General features: G+C 44.8%; 14 protein-coding genes. 11 read left to right on the top strand and 3 right to left on the bottom strand.

The window, feature by feature from the left end; all coding sequences use genetic code 11:
* Positions 1 to 7: 7 nt before the first annotated feature.
* The gene (locus tag DWX23_RS04460; protein WP_122373585.1) at positions 8 to 3,211 is read right to left on the bottom strand and encodes a TonB-dependent receptor; all 3,204 of its coding nucleotides are present in this window, start codon (positions 3,209 to 3,211) and stop codon (positions 8 to 10) included.
* Between the two features lie 716 nt (positions 3,212 to 3,927).
* Between DWX23_RS04460 and DWX23_RS04455 the strand changes: the two genes are divergently transcribed.
* Both DWX23_RS04455 and DWX23_RS04450 read left to right on the top strand, forming a co-directional pair.
* Positions 3,928 to 5,868, top strand: coding sequence for a heparinase II/III-family protein (locus DWX23_RS04455; RefSeq protein ID WP_183668756.1), 1,941 nt, complete (start codon positions 3,928 to 3,930; stop codon positions 5,866 to 5,868).
* A 7-nt stretch (positions 5,869 to 5,875) separates the two neighbouring features.
* Entirely contained in the window at positions 5,876 to 7,081 is a 1,206-nt protein-coding gene (locus DWX23_RS04450) for a glycoside hydrolase family 88 protein (RefSeq protein WP_183668758.1), read from the top strand.
* A 33-nt stretch (positions 7,082 to 7,114) separates the two neighbouring features.
* Here the strand turns inward: DWX23_RS04450 and DWX23_RS04445 are convergent, their stop codons facing one another.
* Positions 7,115 to 11,137 carry a two-component regulator propeller domain-containing protein gene (locus DWX23_RS04445; protein ID WP_122373584.1) on the bottom strand — a complete coding sequence of 1,341 codons (4,023 nt, stop codon included), beginning with the start codon at positions 11,135 to 11,137 and terminating at the stop codon, positions 7,115 to 7,117.
* Positions 11,138 to 11,764: 627 nt separating this feature from the next.
* On the opposite strand from DWX23_RS04445, the gene DWX23_RS04440 reads away from it, so the two are divergent.
* The 6 genes from DWX23_RS04440 (at position 11,765) to DWX23_RS04415 (ending at position 22,503) form a co-directional block, all read left to right on the top strand.
* Complete coding sequence (locus DWX23_RS04440; protein WP_147382521.1) at positions 11,765 to 15,598, top strand: DUF6383 domain-containing protein; 3,834 nt, start codon at positions 11,765 to 11,767, stop codon at positions 15,596 to 15,598.
* Between the two features lie 309 nt (positions 15,599 to 15,907).
* Entirely contained in the window at positions 15,908 to 17,908 is a 2,001-nt protein-coding gene (locus DWX23_RS04435; protein ID WP_122373582.1) for a fructose-1,6-bisphosphatase, read from the top strand.
* Positions 17,909 to 18,274: 366 nt separating this feature from the next.
* A complete protein-coding gene (locus DWX23_RS04430) occupies positions 18,275 to 19,309 on the top strand; it encodes an iron ABC transporter permease (protein ID WP_122354633.1) in 1,035 nt (344 codons plus the stop codon).
* Entirely contained in the window at positions 19,309 to 20,352 is a 1,044-nt protein-coding gene (locus tag DWX23_RS04425; protein ID WP_122373581.1) for an ABC transporter ATP-binding protein, read from the top strand. Before DWX23_RS04430 ends, DWX23_RS04425 begins: the two co-directional genes overlap by 1 nt.
* 148 nt (positions 20,353 to 20,500) lie before the next feature.
* Positions 20,501 to 21,853 carry an MATE family efflux transporter gene (locus tag DWX23_RS04420; protein ID WP_122373580.1) on the top strand — a complete coding sequence of 451 codons (1,353 nt, stop codon included), beginning with the start codon at positions 20,501 to 20,503 and terminating at the stop codon, positions 21,851 to 21,853.
* Positions 21,854 to 21,924: 71 nt separating this feature from the next.
* Complete coding sequence (locus tag DWX23_RS04415) at positions 21,925 to 22,503, top strand: DUF4251 domain-containing protein (RefSeq protein WP_122373579.1); 579 nt, start codon at positions 21,925 to 21,927, stop codon at positions 22,501 to 22,503.
* A 104-nt stretch (positions 22,504 to 22,607) separates the two neighbouring features.
* On the opposite strand, the gene DWX23_RS04410 is transcribed toward DWX23_RS04415, so the two are convergent.
* A complete protein-coding gene (locus DWX23_RS04410; protein ID WP_122373578.1) occupies positions 22,608 to 23,819 on the bottom strand; it encodes a 6-bladed beta-propeller in 1,212 nt (403 codons plus the stop codon).
* Positions 23,820 to 23,972: 153 nt separating this feature from the next.
* Between DWX23_RS04410 and DWX23_RS04405 the strand changes: the two genes are divergently transcribed.
* From DWX23_RS04405 to gltA, 3 genes are all read left to right on the top strand, one after another.
* Positions 23,973 to 24,356: a co-chaperone GroES family protein gene (locus tag DWX23_RS04405; RefSeq protein WP_122354643.1), complete on the top strand. Its 384-nt coding sequence runs from the start codon at positions 23,973 to 23,975 to the stop codon at positions 24,354 to 24,356.
* 95 nt (positions 24,357 to 24,451) lie between these two features.
* Positions 24,452 to 25,249, top strand: coding sequence for a sulfide/dihydroorotate dehydrogenase-like FAD/NAD-binding protein (locus tag DWX23_RS04400; protein WP_122354645.1), 798 nt, complete (start codon positions 24,452 to 24,454; stop codon positions 25,247 to 25,249).
* A gap of 12 nt (positions 25,250 to 25,261) precedes the next feature.
* Positions 25,262 to 26,734, top strand: coding sequence for an NADPH-dependent glutamate synthase (gene gltA / locus DWX23_RS04395; protein ID WP_122354647.1), 1,473 nt, complete (start codon positions 25,262 to 25,264; stop codon positions 26,732 to 26,734).
* Positions 26,735 to 26,997 lie beyond the last annotated feature (263 nt).

Here is a 26,997-nt window from a genome sequence, read left to right as displayed (position 1 = left end):
ATTCTGATTAGAAAGTAACATTAATACCGATTACAGCTTGACGCATGGTCGGATAGGTAACGCCGCTCACTTCAGGGTCGTATCCTTTCCACTTCGAGAAAGTGAAGAAGTTTTCCAAACTGCCGTATACTCTGACTCTGTCCATATAGGCAACCTTGGTCCATTGACTGGGCAGGGTATAACCTAATGTGATGTTACGAATTTTCAGGTACGCCTTGCTGGCAACCCAGAAGTCGGAATACTGTTCGTTACGGGTATCGCTATAGTCCAGCAGACGTGGATAACTGGCATCCGTACGGCCTTCGTACCAACGTCCGTCGATAACTTCCTGGTTCATCTGGTAACCCTGGCGGACACCACTTTTATACAGGTTGCTCAGATATACGTCTTTAATGCCGGCTACACCCTGAATCAATGTAGAGAAGTCAATGCCTTTCCAGTTGAATCCCAGGTTCACTCCATACGTGAAGGTCGGGTTCTTGCCATTTCCGATAACGGTACGGTCATCATCGTTTACCAGTCCGTCGCCATTCAGGTCTTTGTACAGGATATCACCTTTTTGAGGAACTCCGTAAGGGAATACGACCTTACCTTCTACTTCCGGGTTATTCAACATCGTTTCAACCAGTGCCAGGTCTGCATCTGTCTGGATGATACGGTCAATTTCGCGGACATACAAAGACCAGATAGGAAGTCCTTCCTTCAACATTCTGGCTCCGTCGTACGAAGGTTCGTCTCCTTTAAATTTATCGACATTGTTTTTGATGTAAGTGAAGTTGAAGCCTACATTATAGTCGAAATCCTTACCGACTCTGTCGGACCAGTTCACAGAGAACTCAACCCCCTTATTGGTTACCTGGGCGGCATTCTGCTTAGGAATTGTCGCGTTACCGTGAACCATAGGAGCCGGAAGGTCAATCAAAATGCCGTCTGTTTTCTTATTGAAGAATTCGAGACTACCGCTCAAGCGATTGCTAAACATATTATAGTCAACCCCCAGGTTGGTGATATAGGTCGTTTCCCAAGACAGATTGGCATTGGCGATGGCAGTTTGAGAAAGTCCCATTGCCACGGTACGGCCTAATACGTAGTTGGTCTGTGCATACAGCGATTGCGAGAGGTAGTTGCCGTCGTTATCTCTGTTGCTTCCCAGGGTGTTGTTACCCAGCGAACCGTAAGAACCGCGTATCTTCAGGTTGTCCAGCCAGGTGAAGTCTTTCATGAAGTTTTCTTCCGAAATACGCCAGGCAGCAGAGAACGATGGGAAATAACCCCAGCGGTTATCTTTCTGGAAACGGGAAGAACCGTCGGCACGAAGGTTGGCTTCCAATAAGTATTTGTCATCCCAACCCAGGTTGATACGTCCGAAGAAAGAGCGCATCGCCCATTCCGTAACATTACCGGTTGAGGAAGATTCACCGATAGCTCCTCCGATTACACCCAGTGACGGGTCGAGCAAATCCTTACGGGTGGCACTGAAGTAAGAACGTTTGTATTGTTCCTGGCTGGCACCAATCATGATATTTGTGCTCAGGCGGTTATTCAGATAGTTACGTTCGTAGCGGGCGATGGCATCCATGAAATTCCTGTAGGTCTTTTCATTGTAATTATAGATGCTTGTCTGGCCCACACCATCCGTATATAACGTATTTGTTTGGAAATTATACATCGGGACGAAGTTCGGTTTCGAATCCTTTTGTTTGTCATAATAATCATAGGTATAAGAACCCTGGATAGTCAGACCTTTTAACGGAGTCAAAATCGCATACATACGGGTTTTCAGCGTGTTTATTCCGATGTTACCGCTCACATTCCTTAAACGATTATATGGATTGTTTGTAGCGTTCTGAGGGTCATCTTCATTATTGGCATTGATACCCAACCGGTTCTGGTCGTCCAGATAGGCGATACCCGGGTTTCCACCGGTTAAGCCGTAGGTATAGATATCGTTGATGTTCTCGCTGACCGGAGTTGTATTGGCTGTATATCCGCTCAGGTTTACACCGATTTTCAACCAGTCTTTTACCTGCGAATCGATATTGGCACGGAGGCTGAAACGTTCGTATCCGCAATTTTCCAGGATACCCGGGTTATTCAGATAATTGAAAGATGTATAATAAGTCACTTTTTCGGAACCTCCGGTTGCTGACAGGCTGTGTTGATGGGAAACACCGGTTTCATACACATCGAAGATGTCGCTGTTAGGATATGCCAGATAGTTCGGAATACCATGCTCATTCAGACCGTTCGGGTCTTTCGACTTCTCACGCCACAAATTTATCACGTTCTGGGAGAAAGGCTCGGGTTTATTGCTGTTGCGCATCCCTTCATTCATATACTCCATGTAGCTGGCATAGTCGGTGACTACGTCGTATGGCTTGTTCAGGCTCTGGAAAGAAACATAACCGGTATAGTCGATTTTCATCCTGCCGGCCTTACCTGACTTGGTGGTAATCAGGATAACACCGTTTGCTGCACGTGAACCGTAGATGGCCGATGAGGCAGCATCCTTCAATACGCTGACTGTTTCCACATCCTGCGGGCTGACGCTGTTCAAATTACCTTCCACACCATCAATAATAACCAGGGGAGAGGAGTTGTTCAATGTTCCCTGTCCGCGTACCTTAATATCCGCATCTCCGTTGTTGGAGGGGATATTGTTGCTGGATGTGATCTGTACCCCCGGTGCAGTTCCGGCCAAAGCCGTAGAGATGTTAGTTAACGGGCGGCTTTCGGCCATCTCGCTGACATTTACGGAGGTAACGGAGCCGGACAGGTTCACCTTCTTCTGCGTACCGTAACCTACTACAACGACTTCGTCCAGTGCCTGGGAGTCTTCCGATAATTTAATCCGTAATGATTTCTGGTTATTCACCGGAATCTGTTGTTCCTTGAATCCGATAAATGAAACGACCAGTACGGAATTAGGTGATACTTCCAGGGTAAAGTTACCGTCCATATCGGTAATTGTCCCGTTTGTGGTTCCCTTCTCAACTACATTGGCGCCTGCTATCGGACCGAACTGATCTTCGACTACTCCATTAATAATGTATTTGGCTTGTTGAGGAGAAGCAGCAACAGGGTTCGGTAAGGCTGTACCCGTAGTTCCTGTTGCCGGACTGGCCGTTGCCAATCCTACAGATGCTAGAAGCAGGGTTGCTCCCAGGAACATCTGTTTTGATAAGTAAAAACGATTAAAATCCTTTGTCATAATAACACCAGATTTAGTTAATGATTAATTAATTGTTTACCCGGTTTACTGATTCTTTTTCCGTGAGTTTCAGCCTGGGTATTTGGCAAAAACCACATAGTTCTAATGGAACTACGCTGTTTTTTTGATTTGGATGGCGAAAGGATTGAAGATCAATTAGTATATAATGACTGTTGAAAACGGTGTGGATTTTAGGGTAACTTTAGGTAAGGCACTGATAAATAAATGGAGAGCGGAGAAAGACAAATCATTGGTATTTGCGTTGCAGATACTGAAAAGATGTTTGGAATGATTAAATCATCACTGTTATTATTATTGAATATCGTTAACATTCTTATCCGGAGGCTAAATATACAAAGGCTTTAAAATAGGGAGATTATCGTTTTTTATAAATAAGCGCTGGACTATTAGTGCATATTAAATGGATAAATTAATACACTCGTTAACATTAATAACATATATATTTGCATCGGTATGATTGGAGTTCCATTAGGACTAAGTTATATTTTAATATATGTGAAAACAGCTTGCTTCAAAGGTGGTATCAAATACCTTAACAGACTAAGACATACCTTTATTTACAATGAAATAAAAAGAACCTTTTGACTTATTTTTATCCATGCCTTTGGACGATAAGTGCATATGAAATGGATAAATAGACGCCTCTGTTATAGACAATCTTTCTACTTTTGTGATCAAAGCAAAAAAGTAGTACCATGAGAACACAGAAATGTTTAACCTTATTTTGTTTGCTATTCGGAATAATAGCATCAGCAAATGCTTATGTCGAACGTGATCTGCTGCAAAAGGCGGCAGATATACCTGAATTGAAATCCGTTTTATTGATGGACCGGCAATGGGTTCCTTATCCGGATTATACCGATCGCACTGCCTGGGAGCAATTTCTGGGAGATTACAGGAATGATTACATCAAACAAGGAGAAAAACGTTTGGATTATGAATGGAAAGTTGTTAAAGCAACCGACTATATCGAATACGAACGTAGCGGAAACCGGCGGATCATGGAAGATCCTTTCGGCAGTAACAACGGAGCCATAGCCGACCTGGTAATGGCCGAACTGGCAGAAGGAAAGGGCCGCTTTATCAATCAGCTAATCAATGGTGTTTTTCAGTCCTGTGAGATGACTTCCTGGGTATTGTCGGCACATTTGAGCGCACAACATTCAAAACGTTCTTTACCCGATTATAAAGAAGATGTGATCGACCTGACTGCCGGCGACCTGGGTTCCTTATTGTCCTGGACTTATTATTTCTTCCATACCGAATTTGATAAAGTAAATCCTGTTATTTCCGAACGCCTGCGCCATGAGTTACAGAAAAGAATACTGGATACTTATATGAAGGAAGACCGTTTCTGGTGGATGGCCTTCAATTACAAACCCGGGACTTTGGTCAACAACTGGAATCCGTGGTGTAACTTTAATGTACTGCAATGTTTCCTACTGTTGGAAAACGATAAAGAGAAACTGGCGGAAGCCGTTCATCGTACAATGGTCTCGGTCGATAAATTCATCAACTATACTCATTCGGACGGTGCCTGCGAAGAAGGTCCTTCTTATTGGGGACATGCTGCGGGAAAGATGTATGATTATCTGCAATTATTGTACGACGGGACCGGTGGAAAGATCAGTCTGTTCGATCAGCCGATTATCAAAAATATGGGTGAATATATTGCCCGCTCCTATGTAGGGAATGGCTGGGTGGTTAACTTCGCGGATGCCTCGGCGAAAGGTGGCGGAGATGCCCCGATTATTTTCCGCTACGGAAAGGCGGTAGGCAGTGATGTGATGATGCAGTATGCCGCTTATCTGAACAGCCTGTCAACCAGAAAATCACTTTCTTCCGGGAGAGATATGTTCCGCACCTTACAAAGTCTCCTGTATGCAAAGGAGATGGGAGAGGTGGAACCTTCTTATCAGTCTCCGGCTTATACCTGGTATCCGGAAACGGAATTTTGTTATATGACGAATAAAGCAGGTTTCTTCCTGGCTGCGAAAGGTGGATATAACAATGAAAGCCATAATCATAATGATGCCGGTACTTTCTCTTTGTATTCAAATACGACTCCGGTATTTATCGATGCAGGTGTCGGCACTTATACCCGCCAGACATTCAGTAACGAACGGTATACGATCTGGACAATGCAGAGCAACTACCATAATCTGCCGATGATAAACGGAGTGCCCCAGTCGTTTGGTTCCCGATATAAAGCGACTGCGACTTCTTTCGACCCGAAGCGGATGACTTTTACCGCTAATATTGCTACCGCTTATCCTGAAGAAGCCGGGGTGGACAAATGGGTTCGTTCGTATACATTAAATAAGAATAAGGGCGAAGTGAAGATTCAGGATTCATTTACCCTGAAAGAGTTGAAAGAACCGAATCAAGTCAATTTCCTGACCTGGGGTAAGATCGATGTCTCTTCGGAAGGAATCGTCCGGATAGATGTAAACGGAGAAAAGGTAGAATTGCTGTATGATAAAAATACTTTCACCCCGTCTGTAGAGACAGTCGCGTTGGATGACCCGCGTTTATCCAACGTATGGGGAAAAGAAATCTATCGTCTCTCTTTGAATGCCGGAAAAATGGTAAAATCCGGTACTTACACATTTACAATTAAACAAAACAATAAATAAAAGAAGAATGAAAAATTGGATCGCTTTAGCTTTCTCCGCATTCCTGATCTCTTGCGGGGGAACACCTAAAACATTAGAAAAGAGTTTTATTGACGAGAATATCGATTTCGCCCGTGCACAGCTCGGTAACGAGATAGAAGTCATTGAAGCCAGTGGCAAATGCCTGAATCCTGTGACTTTGAAAAAGGATAGCTCAGTTTATTATTGCGGCTATGGAGACTGGCGCAGTGGGTTCTTCCCTGGCTCGGTGTGGTATCTGTATGAATTGACGGGCGATACGGCCTTGCTTCCACTCGCTCAGAAATATACATGGGCCATAGAAGAAGCCAAGAACCTGACCTGGCATCATGACATCGGGTTCATTGTTAATTGCAGCTTCGGTAACGGTTTGCGTCTGACGGCCGATCCGTCTTATAAAGATGTGATGGTACAGGCTGCCAAGTCATTATCAACCCGTTTTCGTGAGGCTCCCCAGGTAATCCAGTCATGGAATGTAGATAAAGGATGGCAGTCGGAACGCGGTTGGGAATGTCCGGTGATTATCGACAATATGATGAACCTGGAGCTGATGTTCGAAGCGACCCGTCTATCCGGTGATTCCTCTTTTTATAACATAGCGATTGCTCATGCAGACCGTACGTTGCAGGAACATTTCCGTCCGGACGGCAGCTGTTACCATGTCATCGATTATAGTCTGAAAGATGGTTCCGTTCGTAACCGTCATACGGCACAGGGATATGCACATGAGTCGGCCTGGAGTCGTGGACAGGCGTGGGCTATTTACGGATTCGTTGTTTGCTACCGTGAAACTGGCGACCGTAAGTATCTGGATCAGGCTTTGAAAACATTCAATTTCATGAAAAATCATAAAGCAATGCCGACAGATCTTATTCCTTATTGGGATATGGATGCTCCGAATATACCGAATGAACCTCGGGATGCTTCTGCTGCTTCCTGTATCGCTTCCGCTTTGTATGAGATCAGTACGATGGATGTTGAAAATGCCTCAGAGTATAAAGCCTATGCCGACAGCATAATGACGTCGTTGGCTTCCCCGGCTTATCGTGCTGCGTTAGGCACGAACGGAAACTTTATCCTGATGCATTCAGTCGGCAGTATTCCTCATAATTCGGAGATCGATGTACCGTTGAACTATGCCGATTACTATTTCATCGAAGCATTGAAACGTAAAAAGGACATCGAAAAGATGTAAATGTGAAGATAATTACAAACAGGGAAGATGGATTTACTCCATTTTCCCTGTTTTTTTTCTGTATTCAGCCGGTGTTGTATCGAATTGTGCTTTGAAGCAACGGGTGAAATAACGGGGAGAACCGAAGCCTAACATATCCGATATCTCTGCGATTTGCAGGTCTGGCCGTCCGGTCAATAAGGTAGCAGCCCGTTTTAGTTTACAATTCAGCACGAAATCATTCGGAGTCATTCCTGTCAACGCCTTGAATTTGGCATACAGGGAACTGCGGCTTAATCCCAGTTCTTTAGCCAGTGTATTCATATCGAACTCCATATTGTTCAGATTCTCTTCGATGATCTTGTTTATGGTATCCATAAACTTCTGGTCGATCGGATTGCTGGCAAGCGATTGCGTATCGAAATCCTTTTGTTCGTTGAATTTCTTTTGCAGGATAATGCGGTTGCGAACCAGGTTGTTGCAGCGTGCAAGCAGCACTTTGGCATTGAACGGCTTGCTGATATAATCGTCAGCCCCGCGCTGCAAACCTTCTATGCTCTGTTCCGTTGAACTGAGTGCTGTAAGAAGAATGACCGGAATATGACAGATGTCAAAATCATTCTTGATTTTCAGGCACATTTCCGTGCCGGACATTTCAGGCATCATAATATCGCTTATGATAATATCCGGTCTTTCGTTGCGTGCGATTTCGAGTCCTTCCTTTCCGTTGTGTGCCAGTAAAACTTTGTACACCGGTGAAAATAAGGAGTTGAGGATCTGAAGTAACTCTTCGTTATCATCGACCAGTAAGACGGTGTATGTCGTGTCTGTATCTGCAAATGATAATTCGGAAGTGCTTTCGGGTAGTTCTTTGATGATACTTTCCGGAAGGATCTCGTTGCGTATGGTTTCATTGTCAGGTTCGACAAACTGGCATTCTCCTTCTTTGAAATGCGTCCGGTCTTTAGGCAGGCGGACGATGAAAATACTGCCGTATCCGGGTGTGCTCTCTACTTGTATTTTACCATGATGCAATTCGATAATGCTCTTCGTGAGCGACAGGCCGATGCCGGTACTGGGTTGTGCCGTATCCGATGTCTGGTTGCCTGCCTGGTAAAAGCGGTCGAATATCTTGTTGATATCTTCTTTGTTGATACCGATGCCGTTATCTATTATTTTAATGATGATCGTGTTCTCATTCTCCTCGATAACCATTTCGATACTCGCTCCCGGTTTGGTGTATTTGAATGCATTTGAAAGCAGATTGTAAAATACTTTCTGCATCTGTTTAGGGTCGAACCAGCAATTGATATTTTCCTTTTCAGAGGTAAAAAGATAGGTTATCGACCGGCTGGAAGCATACTCATAAAAAGAAAGATAAATTTCTTTCAGGAACGGGACTATGTTTTGTTCATAGACTTTCAGTTTGACATGTCCCTGCTCCAGTTTGCGGAAGTCCAGTAACTCACTGATCAAAGCCCTCATACTGTGGGTGTTCCTGTATATCTTCAATAACTTATTATAGGTAGAAGGCGCCAGCGAACTACTTTGAAGCAATAGCTCGATCTGTGAAATGATCAGCGTCAGCGGTGTGCGGAACTCATGTGAGATGTTGGAGAAGAACTGGAGCTTAGCCTGGTTCAGTTCCTCGATCCGCTCTTTCTCTTTTCGTTCATATTGTAATGAGGTCCTTAAAAGCAACTGTGATTGTTTGAAACGGAAGAAGCCATAAATCAGTCCTCCGCCTACCAATACATACAACAGGTAGAATAATGGTGTCGCATAGAAAGGAGAATGAATAGTTATTCCCATCCGGATCGTTTGCGGTTCGATTCTGGTATCGTACTGTTTTTCCCGTACGATCAGTGTGTATTCGCCGGGGTTGAGGTTGGTGTATTGAATGCTGTTGTCGCTGTTACTGATCCATTTGGTATCGAAACCTTCCAGCTTGTATTCATAGGCCGTTTCCTTTAACGTATTGATATAGTTATTCGAATTAAAATTCAGAATGAGATTGTTCTGGTTATGGTTCAAATGGATTTCCTGCGTATAAGGGAGTGCTTCGGATAATATGCGGGATTGATCCTTAGGGTAAACCGGCTCGTTGTTAATATACAGATCTGAGAAATATAACTGATAGTCTTTGGAAGGACGGAACAGGTCCTGTTCGAAAAAGGTACTTAAACCGTCTATTCCTCCGACAAAGATCTCGCCGTTTTTACAGACAAGCAGTCCGCACCCTTTATTGATACCCGATACGGGAAGAGCGGTACCCAGTTCCACCACTTTGAACATCGACTGTTCCGGATCGAAGAATGAGAGTCCCTTATCACCCGAAATGATCAGGTAACCCTGCTGGGATTCTTCAATTTCATAACAATAGTTACTGAGGATCATGCTGTTTTCGGTTGTGTATCCTTTGAAAGAGTTATTCTTTTTGTCATAGAGGTATAATCCGGCACCGGAGGTACCGAAAAAGAGCCGTCCTTTCTTGTCTTCATAGATCGTGGTAACGGTTTGATCCCCGAGGCCGTTCTCACCGCAACGGAAGATTGTCTTGTCTTCCTCATTCTCCATGTTGATCTTATAAATCACTCTTCCGCTGGTTATCCAGATATAATCGTTCGAATCGATGGCGAAGCAATGATTCCCATATTGTTTCCCGCTGGGGAAAACCGGGCTGATATGTTCCGTGTCGAGATCCATTTTGACACTTCCCCATTGGGTCAGGAATACCAGATATTTGTCTTTCCAGATTGTCATTTGGTTGATACGGTCGCCGGCTTTGACCGCATACGAAGGATCTTCAAAATAAGGATTTCGGAATCGCTTCCGGGGAATATCGAAGATAGATAATCCACCGGTATGGGTTCCTATGTAAAGCTTGTTGCGCTTGGCGCTGTAGGCTATGTCTTTCAGATTGTCATGGGCTATGGAGTTTTTGTCGGGATCCGCCATGAAATAGGTAAATGTTTTCTTTTGCCGGTCGAAGAGGTTCAAGCCTCCTCCCTCGGTGCAAATCCAGATATTCTCGTCCTTATCTTCTGCCATGTGCCCGACAAAGGGGAAACTGACACAATCGTTTCTGGACTTATCCGCCGTATAGAAGGTGAAAAGGTCCATTTCGGGATTGAAATAATGAACACCTCCGTAATAAGTTCCCAGCCAGATACTTCCCTGACGGTCTTTATAAACCGGGAAAACGGAGGAGTGGGCGAGACTGCCCGGAAGGTTATCTCGGGTATAGACCTGGAAATGATCGTTATGCGGATTATATTTATTCAGTCCGGTAAAAGTCCCTATCCAGAGATTTCCGAAGTTGTCTTCCACGATGCCTCTGACCTGGTTGCTGGATATATTGTCGGCTTTTTGCGGATCATAACGGAAGCGTTTAAAGTTGCCGGACGTTTCTCTTTTATAAAGTCCGTTCATTCTGGCTGAAATCCAAAGATTTGCGTGGGAGTCTTCAAACAGGCCGTAAATATCTTCGTTCAGAATGATGGAGGCCAACGGTTTATTCTCTTCCTTCATGTATAATCCGGCATTCGTGCCGATCCAGCATTGTTTTTGGGAATCGACAAAGATGCAGGTGGCATGTTGGTAAGTATATTCCAGTTTAAAACAAAACTGCAATTCTTTTATTTGCGGGTCCCAGATAAAAACAGAATCAGCGACTCCGACCCAAAGCCGATCGTTACCGAAAGCAACGGCTGTGACTCCCGATTGTTTCAGGCTGTTGAATTGTTGTGTATGCAAATTGTATTGTACGAGGGAATTGTCAGAATTGAAATAGATATTCCCCTGATTATCTCCTGTTATGAAATCGATACTGTTGCCGACTGTAGTCTCTTTATTTGTTTCGTTTTTCAGAGTCGGTTTATGTGTTGTTACATGAACGCCGTCGAAAACGCTTAATCCTTCTTCTGTCCCGAACCACATACGCCCTAGCTCGTCCTGATAGATAGACATAACGGAAAGTTGAGAAAGTCCTTCTTTCATCCCGATATGTTTAAAATAGATAGGGAAGGCGTAAGAAAGGACATGCAGGAAGATGAAAAGGATGATTGTTTTTCTCATGGCTTTATCACTATTTGCCTACGAAGATACAGATAAAATCCGAAACAATTTTACACAGAGAGTTATATAAAACGGTCTCTTTGTAAATCATGTGAACAATAAACTACTGGATATAATGAAACCAGGGCTGTACTAGAGGTTGTTTGGGGTAACATTTCTACTCTTTTTCTTCATTTATAACGGTTGTCGCTAAAAAACAGACTTTTTTCTCTTCGGGAAACTAATAATATAAATGTACGCACATGTACATTATATATAGAAAGTCTCATTCTTGTCTAAGAAAAAAAGAATGATAAGCATTGTGTATATGTTGATAATAAATGCTTTAGGTGAGAAAAGCGACTGACTAAATTAAAGGTTCCTTTTTTCTAGTCACAAAATTACAACAATCTTTTTAACCACCATTCTTTTTAGCAATATTTTTTTCTTTCTCTATATCCTTTCTTATCAACAGAATAACAATGTTAGTACAAAATTAGTCCTTTTCAGTATAAACTCAAAACATACACAAAAGAATGACTAGAAAAAAGGAACGTTTAAACTCGTCATTTAACATTTAAGAGCAAGCGAACGAGTTGTGTAAACAGGTTTTAGATAACACTATTATTAATATTAAATTTATTGATTATGAACAAAAAGTTTTCTACTTTGATGGCTGGCTTCATGCTAGCCGCAGTAGGGGTAACTGCTCAACAAAATCATGTTGGAAATGGGGAAATTCCTTATCGTACCGACATGGTAAAAAGTGCAGTCACTTCTGTACATTGTGACGGGGTAAACAAAATCGAATCAGACAAATGGTACCAGTTGGTAATAAAACACGGTATGGATGCAGAGAAAGATACTCCATTAGGCTCTGCCACTACTGTTCTGACTATGGAACGTGATTATTCTACCGGAGCATTACATCTGGAAGCAAAAAAAATTGAAGATGCTGCTTTGACTCACTCTCTTTGGAAAATCAAATTTGATGAAGATGCCGTAAGCGGTCATAACTATACCTTTATTAATAAGGAAACAGGTTATGCACTGACTTTCGATCATACCAGAGCTGTAAACTTAACTGCTGCAGATGCTGCAGCTGCTGTTCTTAATGCAAACGCAACTATCTTGGATGGCTGCAATGATATGTGGACCTGGTATTCTAATGATGATAACGGTGATACTCGTTTTGATAATCACTTGGTTTATTCTTACTATCATAGAACTAAAAAAGTCATGGCAATGGCTTTGAATGCAAACAATGAAGTTGTTTTAGTAAGTGCTCCTCAGAGCCTGGCTAAAGTCGATGCTAGTGGTTTGCAGAATATTATCTCTTTCCAGCCGGTAATTGCCGGAGCAAAGGTATTGAGCGCTGCTGAAATCAATTCTATGATTGATGCGGACGATTCTTATAAAACATTCCCTCCTGCTGCTGGAAATAATGCATCAAACCTTGCCGGAAAGTTAGCGAAGTTCTTATTCAACGTTAACATGACAAGCAATCCGTTGGATGCTTCTGATTATGTTGCAGAAGATACTCAGGTTGCCGCTTTAAGCCGTGATAATTATAGTAATGCTGAAGGTAGTAATATTATTACTGCAGGTCAGCCTTCTGTATATGCAGGTTATGGCATTCTGTTCAGAAAAGATCAGACTACAGACAAGTATCTACGTGTATCTACTACTTATCATGAAGGTGCAACTACCAGCAATTACAATGGTTTGAAGCTGGAAGATGCTACTTTCGCAAACACAGCAGAGATTGATGCTACAAAAGCTCGTTTCCACTTCAAAGTAACTTACTATCCGACAAACGATAGTTTGGTTATCGAACCGTTGAATGCTTCTATGCCGAACAAGAGCCTTCTTCCTGCTGATGTTACTGCTAACCTGGCTGCTTTGGCTGCATTGACTCCGGCTCAATATCTGAACACAATCAATGCTGGTGTCGCTTATGGAACTGCTGGTTCTGATTTTGCAAACTGTCTGTCTAATAAGGCTGTAGGCGTTCCGGTTGCTTTGGCTGCAATAAACTTTGCTACTCCGGGTAACCAATCTCAGGTGTTGACGGTTAGCGTTCCTTACGGAATCAATGCTGATGAAGCTAAATTCATGGCTATTTCTAAAGAAGGTTATAAATGTTCTGCCAGCAGCCATGCATTGGGAATAGTTGGATATCCTGGTAACCCTGCTTATGTAACATTCAATTGCGACAATCATAATGGTGACGGTACAGGCGCTGTTGAGTATAATGCAGATATGAAGATGAAGGTTACTTTCGATAATACTTACAAAGCATTAGTTCGCACTACAGTTGATAATGGCGTATATCTGGTTCGTCTGTCTACAGCTAATCCGAATGCAAACGATGTAACGCTGACTCAAAAACGTGCTGACGGTTCTTATATCGTTGCCGATATGGGTGGTCACCTGGTATATGATGTATTGGAAGCTGATCAGGATTTCAAACGTATGCCTGCAACTCAATGGGTTATTGAACAGTTAGGTTGTGATGTTGTTAAAAAGGAAAATGCAGATCCTACTTATAACAAAACTCCGAGAGTTAAAATTACAAACCGTGAATATGGTGTAGTTGGCTTCGAAGGACAACTTTATGATGCTGGAGATGGTAAATATTATATTATCAACCATGAATATGCAAATGGTATGACTACCAGCGGTACAGTTCATGCAACTGCTGCAAATAACTTCTTCTCTTGTGGTGATACTATTTATTTTGAAAAGATTGAAACTCCAAATACAGCCGGTTATTCTGTAATTGCCAGCGATGTATTGGCTGAAAATGTATATGCATTGCAGCATTATAATGCTAACGTAAATAATTTGTTCCTGGGCATCAGTGCAACAGATAATTATATCAAGGGTATTCCGGGTGATCCGACTTATTATGAATTGCATCTGATCAAGGGTGCTCAGGCTTATGGTTATACTAGCGCTAAAGCCGGTGCAACTCAGTTGAGCCGTGATGTATATGCAGTAAAAGTAAAGGATGCAAACAAGATTGACAATGACCATAAATATATTGCTCTTGACCATATGCATCGTTATATCGTTGCTGACGAAGCTGATATTCAGGCAGGAAAGAATGGTCTGACATGGGCTATCTTCTATCTGAAAGAAAATAACAATGTAGACAGTACTCCTTATTATGCATTGGTAAATGAAACCAGCGAATGGTCAAAGATCGGAGCTGATAAAAAGGAAATCGTTCTGAACAATAACCAGACAGCCGGTAAGATGGCTATCAAACAAGGTACTAACGAAAGTTATATCGATCAGTTATGTGGAACAACTTCTGATGTATTTGCTTTGACTGTTGATCCTCGTCCTTTGTATAAATCTTTGAGCGCAGATGCAGCTACAGCTGAATATGTAAATAACCTGGCGAAGTCTGTTACATTGTCTTCTCTCTCTGGAAACGAATTTTTGTATGAAGATTCAAGATCTGGTATCCTGAACTATCTGGCTGTTGAAAACAAGTCAGTTCAGACAAAACATGAAGGTCTGTATGTTGATTACGTTGCTAAATCAAAAGATCGTATGCCTCAGTATCTGTTTGCTGTAGCAGCCGATAGCGTAAAGGCATACTTCTATTGTGGTGAAAATGCTCATGGTGCAACTCACGGATTGAATCCTAGCTGTGATCATAAAGTATCGTATCCGGGTTATGTAAGCGGCCGCTTCCTGGTTAACCTGAACGACTCTATCCAGAACTCTATCAACAAGGTAGAAGCTGCAAGCAAATTCCAGTATGACAATTACACTCGTCTTGCTTTTGTTGAAGCAGTACACCGTGGTGATTCACTGTTTGTATTGAAAGCTCCTTATACATTGAAAGGCGAAAATGCTATTACAGGTGCGGATGCTGACGGAAATATCCTGATTATCCCTGACTATCTGGCTAAAGATCAGGAAGGTATTGTTTATGACGCAGTTGTATTGGATGGAACTCATAACAATGTTGCTTTCTCTTTGCGTTATGTAGGTGATACAGAAGAAGAAGGTTTCTTACTGGAATCAAACGACGGTCAATTCTCATCGGTTGGTTCATTCGAAGGTGCTTGGTTACGCTTTGTAAATGGTACACCTGTACTTGCTAAGTTCTTCAACACTAACGGGAACCATAATACAGGTGATATCATTGACGGTAATGGTTCGACTGGTGTTACTGACTTTGGTCAGGTATTGAACCAGGCTGCTATTCTGACTTTAGGTACTGTTGACAAAGTGGCAACGGATAATGAATCTATCTCTACTTCTACAGTAGAAGTTTCGACTATCAACGGTTCTGTAGTAGTTAAGGGTGCTGATGGTAAGAAGGTTGTTATCAGCAATGTTCTTGGTCAGATATTGGTAAACACAGTGATTACTTCAAGTGAAGCTACTATCGCAGTTCCTGCCGGTGTAGTTTATGTAAAGGTTGAAGGTGAAGCTGCAGTACCTGCAATCGTAAAATAAAAATTATTTGTAATCAAATAATTCTGATAGAGTATCACGCAGCGCAACGGCGTTAATTATCCTGTGACAGGTGAACAAGTGATATTTATTAATACTAAAGTAATGAAAATAAAGTTCTTCTGTTCTACCTCTGTGAAGAGTGAAGACAGACAAAAAACAAGCCCCGGAAGATCTCTCTTTCGGGGCTTTGTATTTAAATGATTCGTAACTATCGATTTTTATTTTCCGGGTGGTACCTAATAATAGGATTGGGATAGCTTGTCTGCTTGTATTTGCTTATCTTTGCACGGAAAAAGTTTGTAAACATTTATGACGAAAGATATAACACCCGAATATGTGTTTGGTGATCTGCGTTATCTGCAATTGCTGGCACGTAGTTTTCCTACCATTGCAGATGCAAGTACAGAAATCATCAATCTGGAGGCGATCCTGAACCTGCCGAAAGGGACGGAACATTTTATGTCCGATATCCATGGTGAGCACCAGGCCTTTAACCATGTCCTGAAAAATGCTTCCGGGGCGATCAAGCGTAAGGTGAATGAGATATTCAGCAATACGCTGCGCGATTATGAAAAGAAAGAATTGTGTACACTGATCTATTATCCGGAGCAAAAGCTGGAGTTGGTCAAATGTAAGGAGCAGGATCTGGATGACTGGTTCCTGATCACACTGAACCAACTGGTACGGGTATGCCGGAATGTATCATCCAAATATACCCGTTCGAAAGTGCGTAAGGCGCTTCCGAAGGAGTTCTCTTATATCATTCAGGAGTTATTGCATGAGTCGTCGGACGAGCCTAATAAATCGGCTTATGTAGACCAGATCATCAAAACGATCATATCGACCGGACGGGCGAATGATTTCATCATTGCCATGTGTAACCTGATACAGCGGTTGACGATCGACCTGCTACATGTGATCGGTGATATTTACGATCGCGGTCCGGGTGCCCATATCATAATGGATACGCTTTGCGACTACCACCATTTCGATATCCAGTGGGGGAACCACGATGTCTTGTGGATGGGGGCTGCTTCGGGGAATCTGGGCAGTATTGCCAATGTGATCCGTATGTGCCTGCGTTTCGGTAACCTGGCAACCCTGGAAGACGGTTACGGCATCAATCTGTTGCCGCTGGCTACCTTTGCGATGGATGTATATGGAGACGATTCCTGCGAGTTGTTCATGCCGAAGACCAATGCATCTGATTCGACTTTCGATGAGAAGACAATCCGCTTGATTTCGCAGATGCATAAGGCTATTACTATCATCCAGTTCAAGCTGGAAGGGGAGATTATCCGCCGTCGTCCGGAGTTCGAGATGGACGACCGTCTGTTGCTTCACCATATCGACCTGAAGCGTGGAATCATTAATCTGGACGGAAAGGAATACGAGTTGAAAGACAAGAACTGGCCTACGCTCAATCCGAAAGATCCTTATGCCTTGTCGATCGAAGAGGAAGATCTGATCCGCCGGATACAACACTCGTTCGAATACAGTGAGAAGTTGAAGAAACATATGCGTTGCCTTTTCCGTCATGGAAGTATGTATCAGGTTTGTAATTCGAACCTTCTGTTTCATGCCTCTGTGCCGATGAACGCTGACGGTTCGCTGAAAAGCGTCAGCATCGAAGGACAGGAATATAAGGGAAAGGCTTTGCTGGATAAGGTAGACCAGCTGATCCGTACGGCCTATTTCGATTCGGAGGATTCTCCGGAGAAAGATTTTGCGCTGGATTATATCTGGTATCTCTGGGGAGGAAAAGACTCTCCGTTATTCGATAAGAGCAAGATGGCTACTTTCGAACGCTGTTTTATCGACGATAAAGGGGTGCAGAAAGAGGAAAAAGGCGCTTATTATACGTTACGTGAAGAAGAGAAGATATGTGACAGGCTGCTGGATGAGTTCGGAGTGACGGGTGTACATCGCCACATCATCAATGGTCATGTGCCGGTACGTTCCATCCAGGGAGAGAATCCGATTAAGGCGAACGGGAAACTGTTGGTCATCGACGGCGGCTTTTCCAAGGCTTATCACCCGGAAACAGGTATTGCCGGTTATACGTTGGTGTACCATTCCCGCGGGTTCCAGCTGGTACAGCACGAACCGTTCCTGTCTACCGACCAAGCTATCAAAGAAGGCCGTGATATCCGCTCCACGACTATTGTGGTTGAGCTGAGTTCCCATCGTCAGATGGTAAAAGATACCGACAAGGGAGCCGACCTGCAACGTCAGATCCATGATCTGGAAAAGTTATTATATGCTTACCGCAACGGCTTTATCAAAGAAAAGGAACGCAGTGAGTATTAGAAAGATTTGAGCTTATTCGAACATAAGCTATCAGTCATAAATAAGACATACTTAGTTGCAGGTTTATTTGCCGTCTGCTTCAGCTGACGGATTACAAGTTTTTTCTCTTTTTGGCTTTAGCCACATTTCTCTTTGCATAGAGAGTGTGCTTAAAATGGGACTAAAGTCCAAAGAACTAGATTATTTACTAAACCGTCAGTTAAAACTGACGGCAAATGAACCTGTAATGGTGAAGTCTCTTTGATAATTTGATAAGGGGATAGCTCAAACTGACAATCTTTGAAACATTCAAATCTGATAATTATTGAAGTATTCAAATTTGATAGTATCTGAAACAATTGCATCTGAAACAACAGAATAAAGTATATGCAAAAACGAATAACCTGGCCCCCCATACTATTGACCATCCTGATAGTCTTGCTATTCCTGGGTGGCCTGGTATACGGTGCCGTATCCATCCCTTTGGAAAGCGTAATAGATATCCTTCTGGGAAAAGACATCGGCCGTCCGGCCTGGCAAAGCATCATCCTGCAATCCCGTTTCCCGCAGGTGGTGACGGCCTTGCTTGCCGGTGCTTCGCTCGCTACCAGCGGCTTGTTGTTGCAGACCTTGTTCCGAAATCCGTTGGCAGGTCCTTCTATCCTGGGTATCAGCGACGGTGCAAACCTGGGAGTAGCTGCCATCATGCTTTACTTCGGCGGTACCCTCGGTATGGTGACCGAATTGCCGATCAGCGGTTATCTGGCAGTTATCATTGCCGCTTTTGCCGGTGCTGCCTGTATCCTGGGACTGATCATCTGGTTTTCAGCCAAAGTGAAGAATAATGTTATGCTGCTAATCATCGGAATCATGATCGGCTATCTGGCATCCTCCCTGATATCCGTACTGAATTATTACGCATCGACCGATAAAGTACATGCCTTCGTCATGTGGGGCCTGGGTAATTTCTCCGGAGTCTCCCTCATGCAATTGCCTTACTTTCTATTTTTCACCATTACCGGCCTGCTCCTGGCTATTCTGCTGATCAAGCCGCTGAATGCCTTGCTTCTGGGAGAGATGTACGCCGCCAACCTGGGGATAAAGATCAAACGGACCCGTATCGGGATTCTGTTCTGTACCGGCCTGCTGACGGCTACGACCACCGCTTTCTGCGGTCCTATCTCTTTTATCGGCCTTGCCGTCCCGCATATTGCCCGCCTGATGCTAGGCTCGTCCAATCATAAGATGCTGGTGCCGGTTACGATGCTGGCAGGCTCCTGTATCGCCTTACTCTGTAATATACTGATGGTCATGCCCGGAACTAATAATATCCTGCCTCTGAATGCGGTGACCCCCATGTTGGGTGCTCCGGTCATTATCTATGTGATCGTAAATCGTAAAAACATCCAATACTTTGACTGATGAGGACACAGGAACCAGTAATAGAAACAAATCATCTCAGCATAGGTTACCTGCTGAAAGGCGGCAGGCGCAAGATCATCCACGAGGACCTGAACCTGCGTCTCCAACCCGGTGAAGTCACCTGCCTGTTAGGGCTGAACGGAGCCGGAAAATCGACCCTGTTGCGTACCCTATGTGGTTTCCAGCCCCCGTTGTCGGGTGAGATCCGCCTGATGGGAAAACCGTTGGCATCCTATTCACAAAGCAACTTTTCGCTGACTGTAGGTGTTGTACTGACGGAGAAGACAAACGCGGGCGGAATCACTGTTTACGAACTCGTTTCATTAGGACGCCACCCGTACACAGGTTTCTTTGGCCAACTGAAGAAGCATGACAGGGAGATCATCGGACAATCGCTGGAGGCAGCCGGTATTGCCCACAAAGCACAAAATTACGTATCCGAACTGAGCGACGGCGAACGGCAGAAAGCTATGATCGCGAAAGCCCTTGCGCAGCAATGCCCGATCATCCTGCTGGATGAGCCGACTGCTTTCCTGGATGTCACCAGCCGCATAGAGACTATGGTGCTGCTGCACCGCCTGGCAACGGAACAACATAAAGCCATCCTCCTCTCCACCCACGACCTCGATCTGGCTATCCAGATGGGCGACTGTCTTTGGCTGCAGGAGAAAGGCCGCCCGATGGCCTGCGGTACACCCGAAGACCTGATATTGAGCGGTGCCTTCGAATCCTTTTTCGGTAAGGAGGGCATCGTGTTCGATCCCTCTACCGGGAAACTGAATACCAAAGCTCCTGTCGATCCGATAGGGGTCGAGGGCGACTTCCTTGTCTCTTATTGGGTGGGGAATGCCCTTATCCGGAACGGTTTCCGTCCTGCCCCGGCGAAAGAGGGACAGGTAAATGTAAATTGTCTGTCTCCCAGTGATCTCCTGCTGACTTTGCCTGATGGGAAAGTGAGAAAACTGGACGGAGTGGCTGCTTTGATTGAAGCGGTAAGGGAAGAGGAATTTAGCACTAAAGTGTCGCCCCTATCAGCACAATAGTGTCATTGGCATCAGCACGGTAGTGCTACGGGTACTGACATAATAGTGTTGACAAAAGTATCTTAGTGTCGTTATTGTCAGCAACTTGGCAGTGTTACTAAGAATGAAAGAATAATAAAAGATATAATAAGATAAGTACAGATGAATTATGGCAAATGAAATAACCTGGCGGTTAGAGAATGAGAAAGTAAGCCGTCTGCTGTTACAGTACGCTATCCCGGCGGTGATCGGGACGATGGTGAACTCTTTATACAATATCGTAGACCGGGTTTTTATCGGTCAGGGTGTCGGTGCGCTGGCGATTGCTGGGCTTACATTGACTTTCCCTATCCTGCTTTTCCTGCAGGCATTCGGTATGTTGGTGGGGGCCGGTGCCGCGACGCGTGTCTCTATCCACTTGGGGAGGAAGGCGAACGATATGGCGGAGAAGGTACTGGGAAATGCCTTTACACTGACTTTCATTATAACGATCCTTACGGTAGTCCCCTGTATGATCTGGATGGAAGACCTGCTGCTTGCCTTTGGCGGTAGCGAACAGACCATCCCTTATGCCCGGGACTATCTGAATATTGTCGTCCCCGGAACGATCCTTACTTCGTTGAGCTTCGGTTTTAATGCCGTCATGCGAGCTTCCGGTTATCCGAAAAAGGCCATGTTCACCATGCTGATCGGGGCCATAGCTAATGTAATCCTCGACCCGATCTTTATTTTCTGGCTGGATATGGGTATACAGGGGGCGGCAATCGCTACGATTATCTCCATGCTCTTGAGTACCGCTTTCGTGATGAACCACTTTATTCAGAAAGACAGTATCGTCCGCTTCCACAAGGGAACGTTCAAGCTGGAAGGACATGTCGTGTGGAATATCCTGACGATCGGTGTTTCACCGTTCGCCATGCAGCTGGCAGGTAGCCTGGTAGTCGTTATCCAGAACTATGCGCTTAAAGTACATGGCGGTGACCTGGCGCTCGGTGCGAACGGGATCATTACCAGCGTCGGCATGTTACTCGTCATGCTTATCATCGGTATCGCCCAGGGGATGCAACCTATTGTCGGTTTCAACTACGGGGCAGGGCATCATAAGCGTGTGCAGGATACCCTTTGGCTCGTTATCATTACTTCGACCGTCATAATGGGGATCGGGTGTATATGCAGCATCCTTTTCCCGGAAACGATCTCTCGTGCTTTCACAAACGATCCGGCACTGATAGAGGTGACGGCAAACGGTTTACGGATCAGTTTGCTGGTCTTCGTGGTGGTCGGTTCGCAGATCTCCATCAGCCAGTTTTTCCAGAGTATCGGTATTGCCTGGAAAGCGATGTTCCTTAGTCTGAGCCGCCAGTGCCTTTTCCTGATACCGGCCCTGCTGATTTTCCCGAACATCTGGGGGCTCGACGGCGTGTGGTATGCCTCGCCGTTTTCAGACTTCATTGCGGCCGTAACTGCCTGGGGGTTCTTATGGTATCATGTTAAAAACATAAAAAGTACAGGAGTAAATTGAACTTCCTGGCATGTTATTTGTCTATATAATGAAAAGTGATTCACAACGTATTAATTATAAAGAATAGAAGTATGAAAAGAGTATTATTATTGCTAGCTGTCCTACTGTTTAGTGCCGGTTCAGGGACAATGATGGCACAACAGGATAAAGCAGCACAGAAGGCTGCCAAGAAAGCAGAGAAAGAAGCCAAGAAAGCAGCAGAGGAAGCTGAAAATATGGCCTTGTTCGAACAGGCTGTCCAGGCTCTTAACGCTAAAGATTTCGTGCTCGAAGCAGATCGTGTGGAATTTAAACGCGGACGCTTTGTTTATGTCACTCCTAGTACCAACTTCGTATCGATGGATGGCAACCGTGCAACGATCCAGTTGGCTTTCAACGGAGCATATGCCGGACCTAACGGCATCGGAGGGATCACTGTAGAAGGTAACGCTTCGAATGTCGAAATGAAGACCGACAAGAAAGGAAATGTCACTTTCAGTATGATGGTACAAGGTGTAGCTGTTTCAGCAAATGTCACTTTCCGTATGGTTAAAGGCTCCAATAAATGTACGGCTACTGTGAGCCCGAACTTCAACAGCAACCGTGTTTCATTCACCGGTTCACTGTATCCGACAGAACAATCCAATGTGTTTAAGGGACGTTCCATTTAAACCGGTTGAATGACTGTCGCAGGAGCGAAGTCGGATATAAAATAGCATGTGTCAGAAACGGATGAGTTGTCCGGTTTTCTGACACATGTTGTTTTATGCGAGGTTTATTTCTTCACTTGATCGACATCGTGGAATATCATTATCTGCAGTACCGGATTCGCGTCGTCGTCGAGTGTTTCGATAAGCTTTTTCAGTTCCTCGTCCCCATGTTGGCCTTCGGCTTCCTGTAAAGCATATACCTGGCGGGTGCGAACTGCAATATGGCTGTTCTGCGTCGTATTCCAGTTGGTGATGTGCGGATAGTCGTCCATCAGTGTCCAGTAGGAATTATCCGTATAGTCGGTCATCTTGTAAATCTGGTTCTCTTTCTTGTCGTAGATGTAGAAATGCTCGTCGACATACGGTTTGTACGAATGGCTGCGGAGGATATAAAACATCAGGTAACGCCCGGTTTCGATCGTCGGATGTATCTGTGCGAAGGTGGTGGGGTATTGGCTTTGGTCGATGATACGCGGAACGACCTGCAGGTCTTGCTGCCGGATTTCAAAGATCGTGTCGTTGCCCAGGTTAGCCATAAAGGCTCCCTTGGGGCTCTTTATCAGGCTTCCGTAGGCCAGGCGTCCGTGGCTGTCGTGAGGCAATTGGGTAGGGAAACGGATCGGTAGTTTTTTTACCGTGCTTCCATCTTCTTTGCGGATGACCGAATAGCGGGGGCCTCCGGGGTTGTATCTGAAGTAATTGAGCAAGAGCGAGTCGTTGAGTATTACGATCTCTTTCGCTTTGTTGGGGAAGGTCCGTTTGAAGTTCCCTTCCAGGTCGTAGACGTATGTGCAGCCTTTCTTTAAGTTGGCATCTTGAACGAATATCTCTTTCCGGAGGGTATCGACGGCATAGCTGCTAATGTAACTATATTCGCCCGGTCCTCCGCCTCGGTGGTCGATTTTACGGACCAGGCTGCCGTCTTTCTTGAATATATAAATGGCGGTTTGCTCTTCCTGGGCGTAGATAAAGTCGTTGGTCAGCAGATATTCGTTGCCCTCGCAGGTGCCGCGTTGCCTCAGGAGAGTCGTATCGTTGGTCTCCAATGGAATATACAAAGCGTCGGAGAGGTCGCTCAAGCGGATATTCGTTTCCGGATAGTTCTCTTCTACATTGAAGTAGATAGGTTTTTCTCCCTCATACCAGACGGGGGCAGCCGATAGAGTAACTTTTTCAGATGCCTCTTTTCCGGTATCCTCCGTCCGGGATTCTTTTTTTGTGCCGGAACAACAGATTGTCAGGGAGAAAGTGAAAAATAGAAGAGGGAATGTTTTCATGGTATAGTATATCTGATTGTTAAACGCAAACAATATAGATATAAAGGAGGATACAGCAAAGTGGTGAGGTTGTTTTTTAACTTTGTTTGTTCCGCATATAAAGATATTTTGTAGATTTGTTCTCATTAATCCTATAGTTAAAGTTAAGTTATTATGCAATTATCAATCGACCAAAAAGACATCGATAAATTCATCATGATAGGCGATAAGGTGCTTATCAAACCGAAGAATCCGCAGAGCCAGACTAAATCAGGTCTTTACCTGCCGCCTACGGTACAGCAGGATAAGATACAGAGCGGTTATATCATCAAGGTAGGTCCCGGTTTTCCTCTGCCTTCGCAAAAGGAAGAGCATGAAGTATGGGAAAAGAAGGAAGATGAAGCTGTCCATTACCTGCCTTTGCAGGCGCGTGAAGGCGATCTGGCTGTCTATTTGCAGAATGCAGCCTATGAGATCAACTTTAATGAAGAAAAGTTTCTGATCGTGCCTCATTCTGCTATTTTGATGCTGCTCCGTGACGAAGGATTGTTCGAATAAAGCCTTTTTCTTTGGCAAAATACTAATAGATATACTTTTTTGATGTATTTTTGCAAGCAAATCAACAAAATAAACTATCAACAGTAGCGATTAGAATGAATAAAATTGTAAGTAAAGAACATTTCTCTGCCAACGTCGTGAAGCTGGAAGTGGAAGCTCCGCTGATTGCCCGCTCACGCAAAGCCGGTCACTTTGTGATCGTAAAGGTGGGAGAGAAAGGTGAACGTATCCCTTTAACCATTGCAGGAGCAGATACTCAGAAAGGAACCATCACCCTGGTTATCCAGGCCGTAGGCGGTTCATCCAAAAAGATCTGCGATTTGAACGTAGGCGACTATATTACCGATCTGGTAGGTCCGCTGGGACAAGCCACCCATATCGAAAAGGTAGGGACGGTAGTTTGTGCCGGAGGTGGTGTAGGTGTAGCCCCGCTGCTGCCTATCGTTGAGGCTTTCCATAAGGCCGGCAACCGCGTGATCGTCGTGCTGGCTGCCCGTACGAAAGACCTGGTGATTCTCGAGGAACAGATGAAAGCCAATTCCGATGAAGTGATCGTGATGACCGACGACGGCTCATACGGCACGAAGGGACTGGTGACGAACGGTGTGGAAAGTGTGATCAATCGTGAGAAGGTAGACCTGTGTGTAACCATCGGTCCGGCCATCATGATGAAATTCGTTTCGGCTCTTACAAAGAAATACGAGATACCTACCGTCGCTTCCCTGAATACAATCATGGTAGACGGTACGGGCATGTGCGGCGCTTGCCGTATTACGGTGGGCGGAAAGACCAAGTTCGTCTGTGTGGACGGACCTGAATTCGATGCTCATCAGGTTGATTTCGACGAGATGCTTATGCGTCTGGGTGCTTATAAAGATATTGAAAAGAAATAACCACTTAAACAAATGACAACAGCAGAACTAATTGCAGCCCGCCGTTCCGAACCCTGGAGGGAAGAACTGCGCAAGAGCAAAAAAAATAAAGAACGCACGGATATTCCCCGTGTGGAAATGAACGAACTCGATCCGGAATACCGCAGTCATACCCGCCTGGAAGAGGTGAACCTGGGTTTGACAAAAGAGCAGGCTATGCAGGAGGCACAACGTTGCCTGGACTGTCCGAATCCAACCTGTATGGAAGGCTGTCCGGTAAGTATCAATATCCCGACATTCATCAAGAATATCGAACGGGGTGAATTTCTCGAAGCAGCGAAGGTATTGAAAGAAACCAGTGCCTTGCCTGCCGTTTGTGGCCGTGTATGTCCGCAGGAGAAACAGTGCGAAAGCAAATGTATCCACCTGAAGATGAAGAAGGCCCCGGTTGCCATCGGTTACCTGGAACGTTTCGCTGCCGACTATGAACGTGAGAGCGGTCAGATTTCTGTGCCTGAGATTGCTGAAAAGAACGGTATCAAGGTTGCCGTGATCGGTTCCGGTCCTGCCGGTCTGTCTTTTGCCGGTGATATGGCGAAACGCGGTTACGATGTGACGGTGTTCGAAGCGTTGCATGAGATTGGCGGCGTACTGAAATACGGTATTCCGGAATTCCGTCTGCCGAATAAGATTGTGGACGTAGAGATAGAAGGACTTCGTAAGATGGGCGTGAAGTTCATCACGAACTGTATCGTCGGTAAGACGATCAGTTATGAAGACCTGCACGAAGAGGGCTTCAAAGGCTTCTTTGCTGCCAGCGGTGCCGGTCTGCCTAATTTCATGAACATACCGGGCGAAAACCTGATTGGCGTCATGTCGTCCAACGAATACCTGACACGTGTTAATCTGATGGATGCTGCCAATCCCGAAAGCGATACGCCTGTGTTGCAGGGTAAGAAAGTGGCAGTGATCGGCGGAGGTAACACGGCGATGGACTCTGTACGTACGGCCCGTCGTCTGGGAGCTGAACGTGCTATGATCGTTTACCGTCGTAGCGAAGAAGAAATGCCTGCCCGCGTGGAAGAGGTGAAACATGCGAAGGAAGAGGGTGTGGAATTTATGACTCTCCATAACCCGGTCGAATATATCGGTGACGATCGTGGTCGTGTAAAACAGATGCGTCTGCAGAAGATGGAACTGGGTGAACCGGATGCTTCCGGACGTCGCCGTCCTGTTGCTATCGAAGGAGCTATCGATACGATCGATGTGGACGAAGTAATCGTCAGCGTCGGTGTTTCTCCCAACCCGCTTATCCCGCGTGCCTTCAGCGGCCTGGAAGTAAGCAAATGGGGCACGATCGTGGTCGATCAGGATACTATGCGTTCAGCATTGCCTGATGTGTATGCCGGAGGTGACATCGTTCGCGGTGGTGCGACAGTGATCCTGGCTATGGGCGACGGACGTAAAGCTGCTGCCGCCATGGATGCCAGCCTGCAGGGAAAATGATTCATATAACAGTATAAACAGAAGCCCGGCCCTGACAGGTCGGGCTTTTTCTTTGCCAAAACGTCAGTAAATCTCTATATCTTCTAATTTTTAAGAGCTTCCTTCTAAAAGGTATTGCAAATGAGAAATTTATTTTTAAATTTGCGTTTAACTGATTATCCAGGAAAAGACATATATGAGGTAAAGAAAATATTTATACAATAGTTGTAAATATTGGTGTGTCTATGAAGGAGGGACTATGGCAGAAATGCTATGGTCCTTTT

Origin of the sequence: Parabacteroides sp. AF18-52 (assembly GCF_003479145.1) — a bacterium.
Taxonomy (GTDB): Bacteria; Bacteroidota; Bacteroidia; order Bacteroidales; family Tannerellaceae; genus Parabacteroides; species Parabacteroides faecis.
This window is presented reverse-complemented; position numbering and strand designations above follow the sequence as displayed.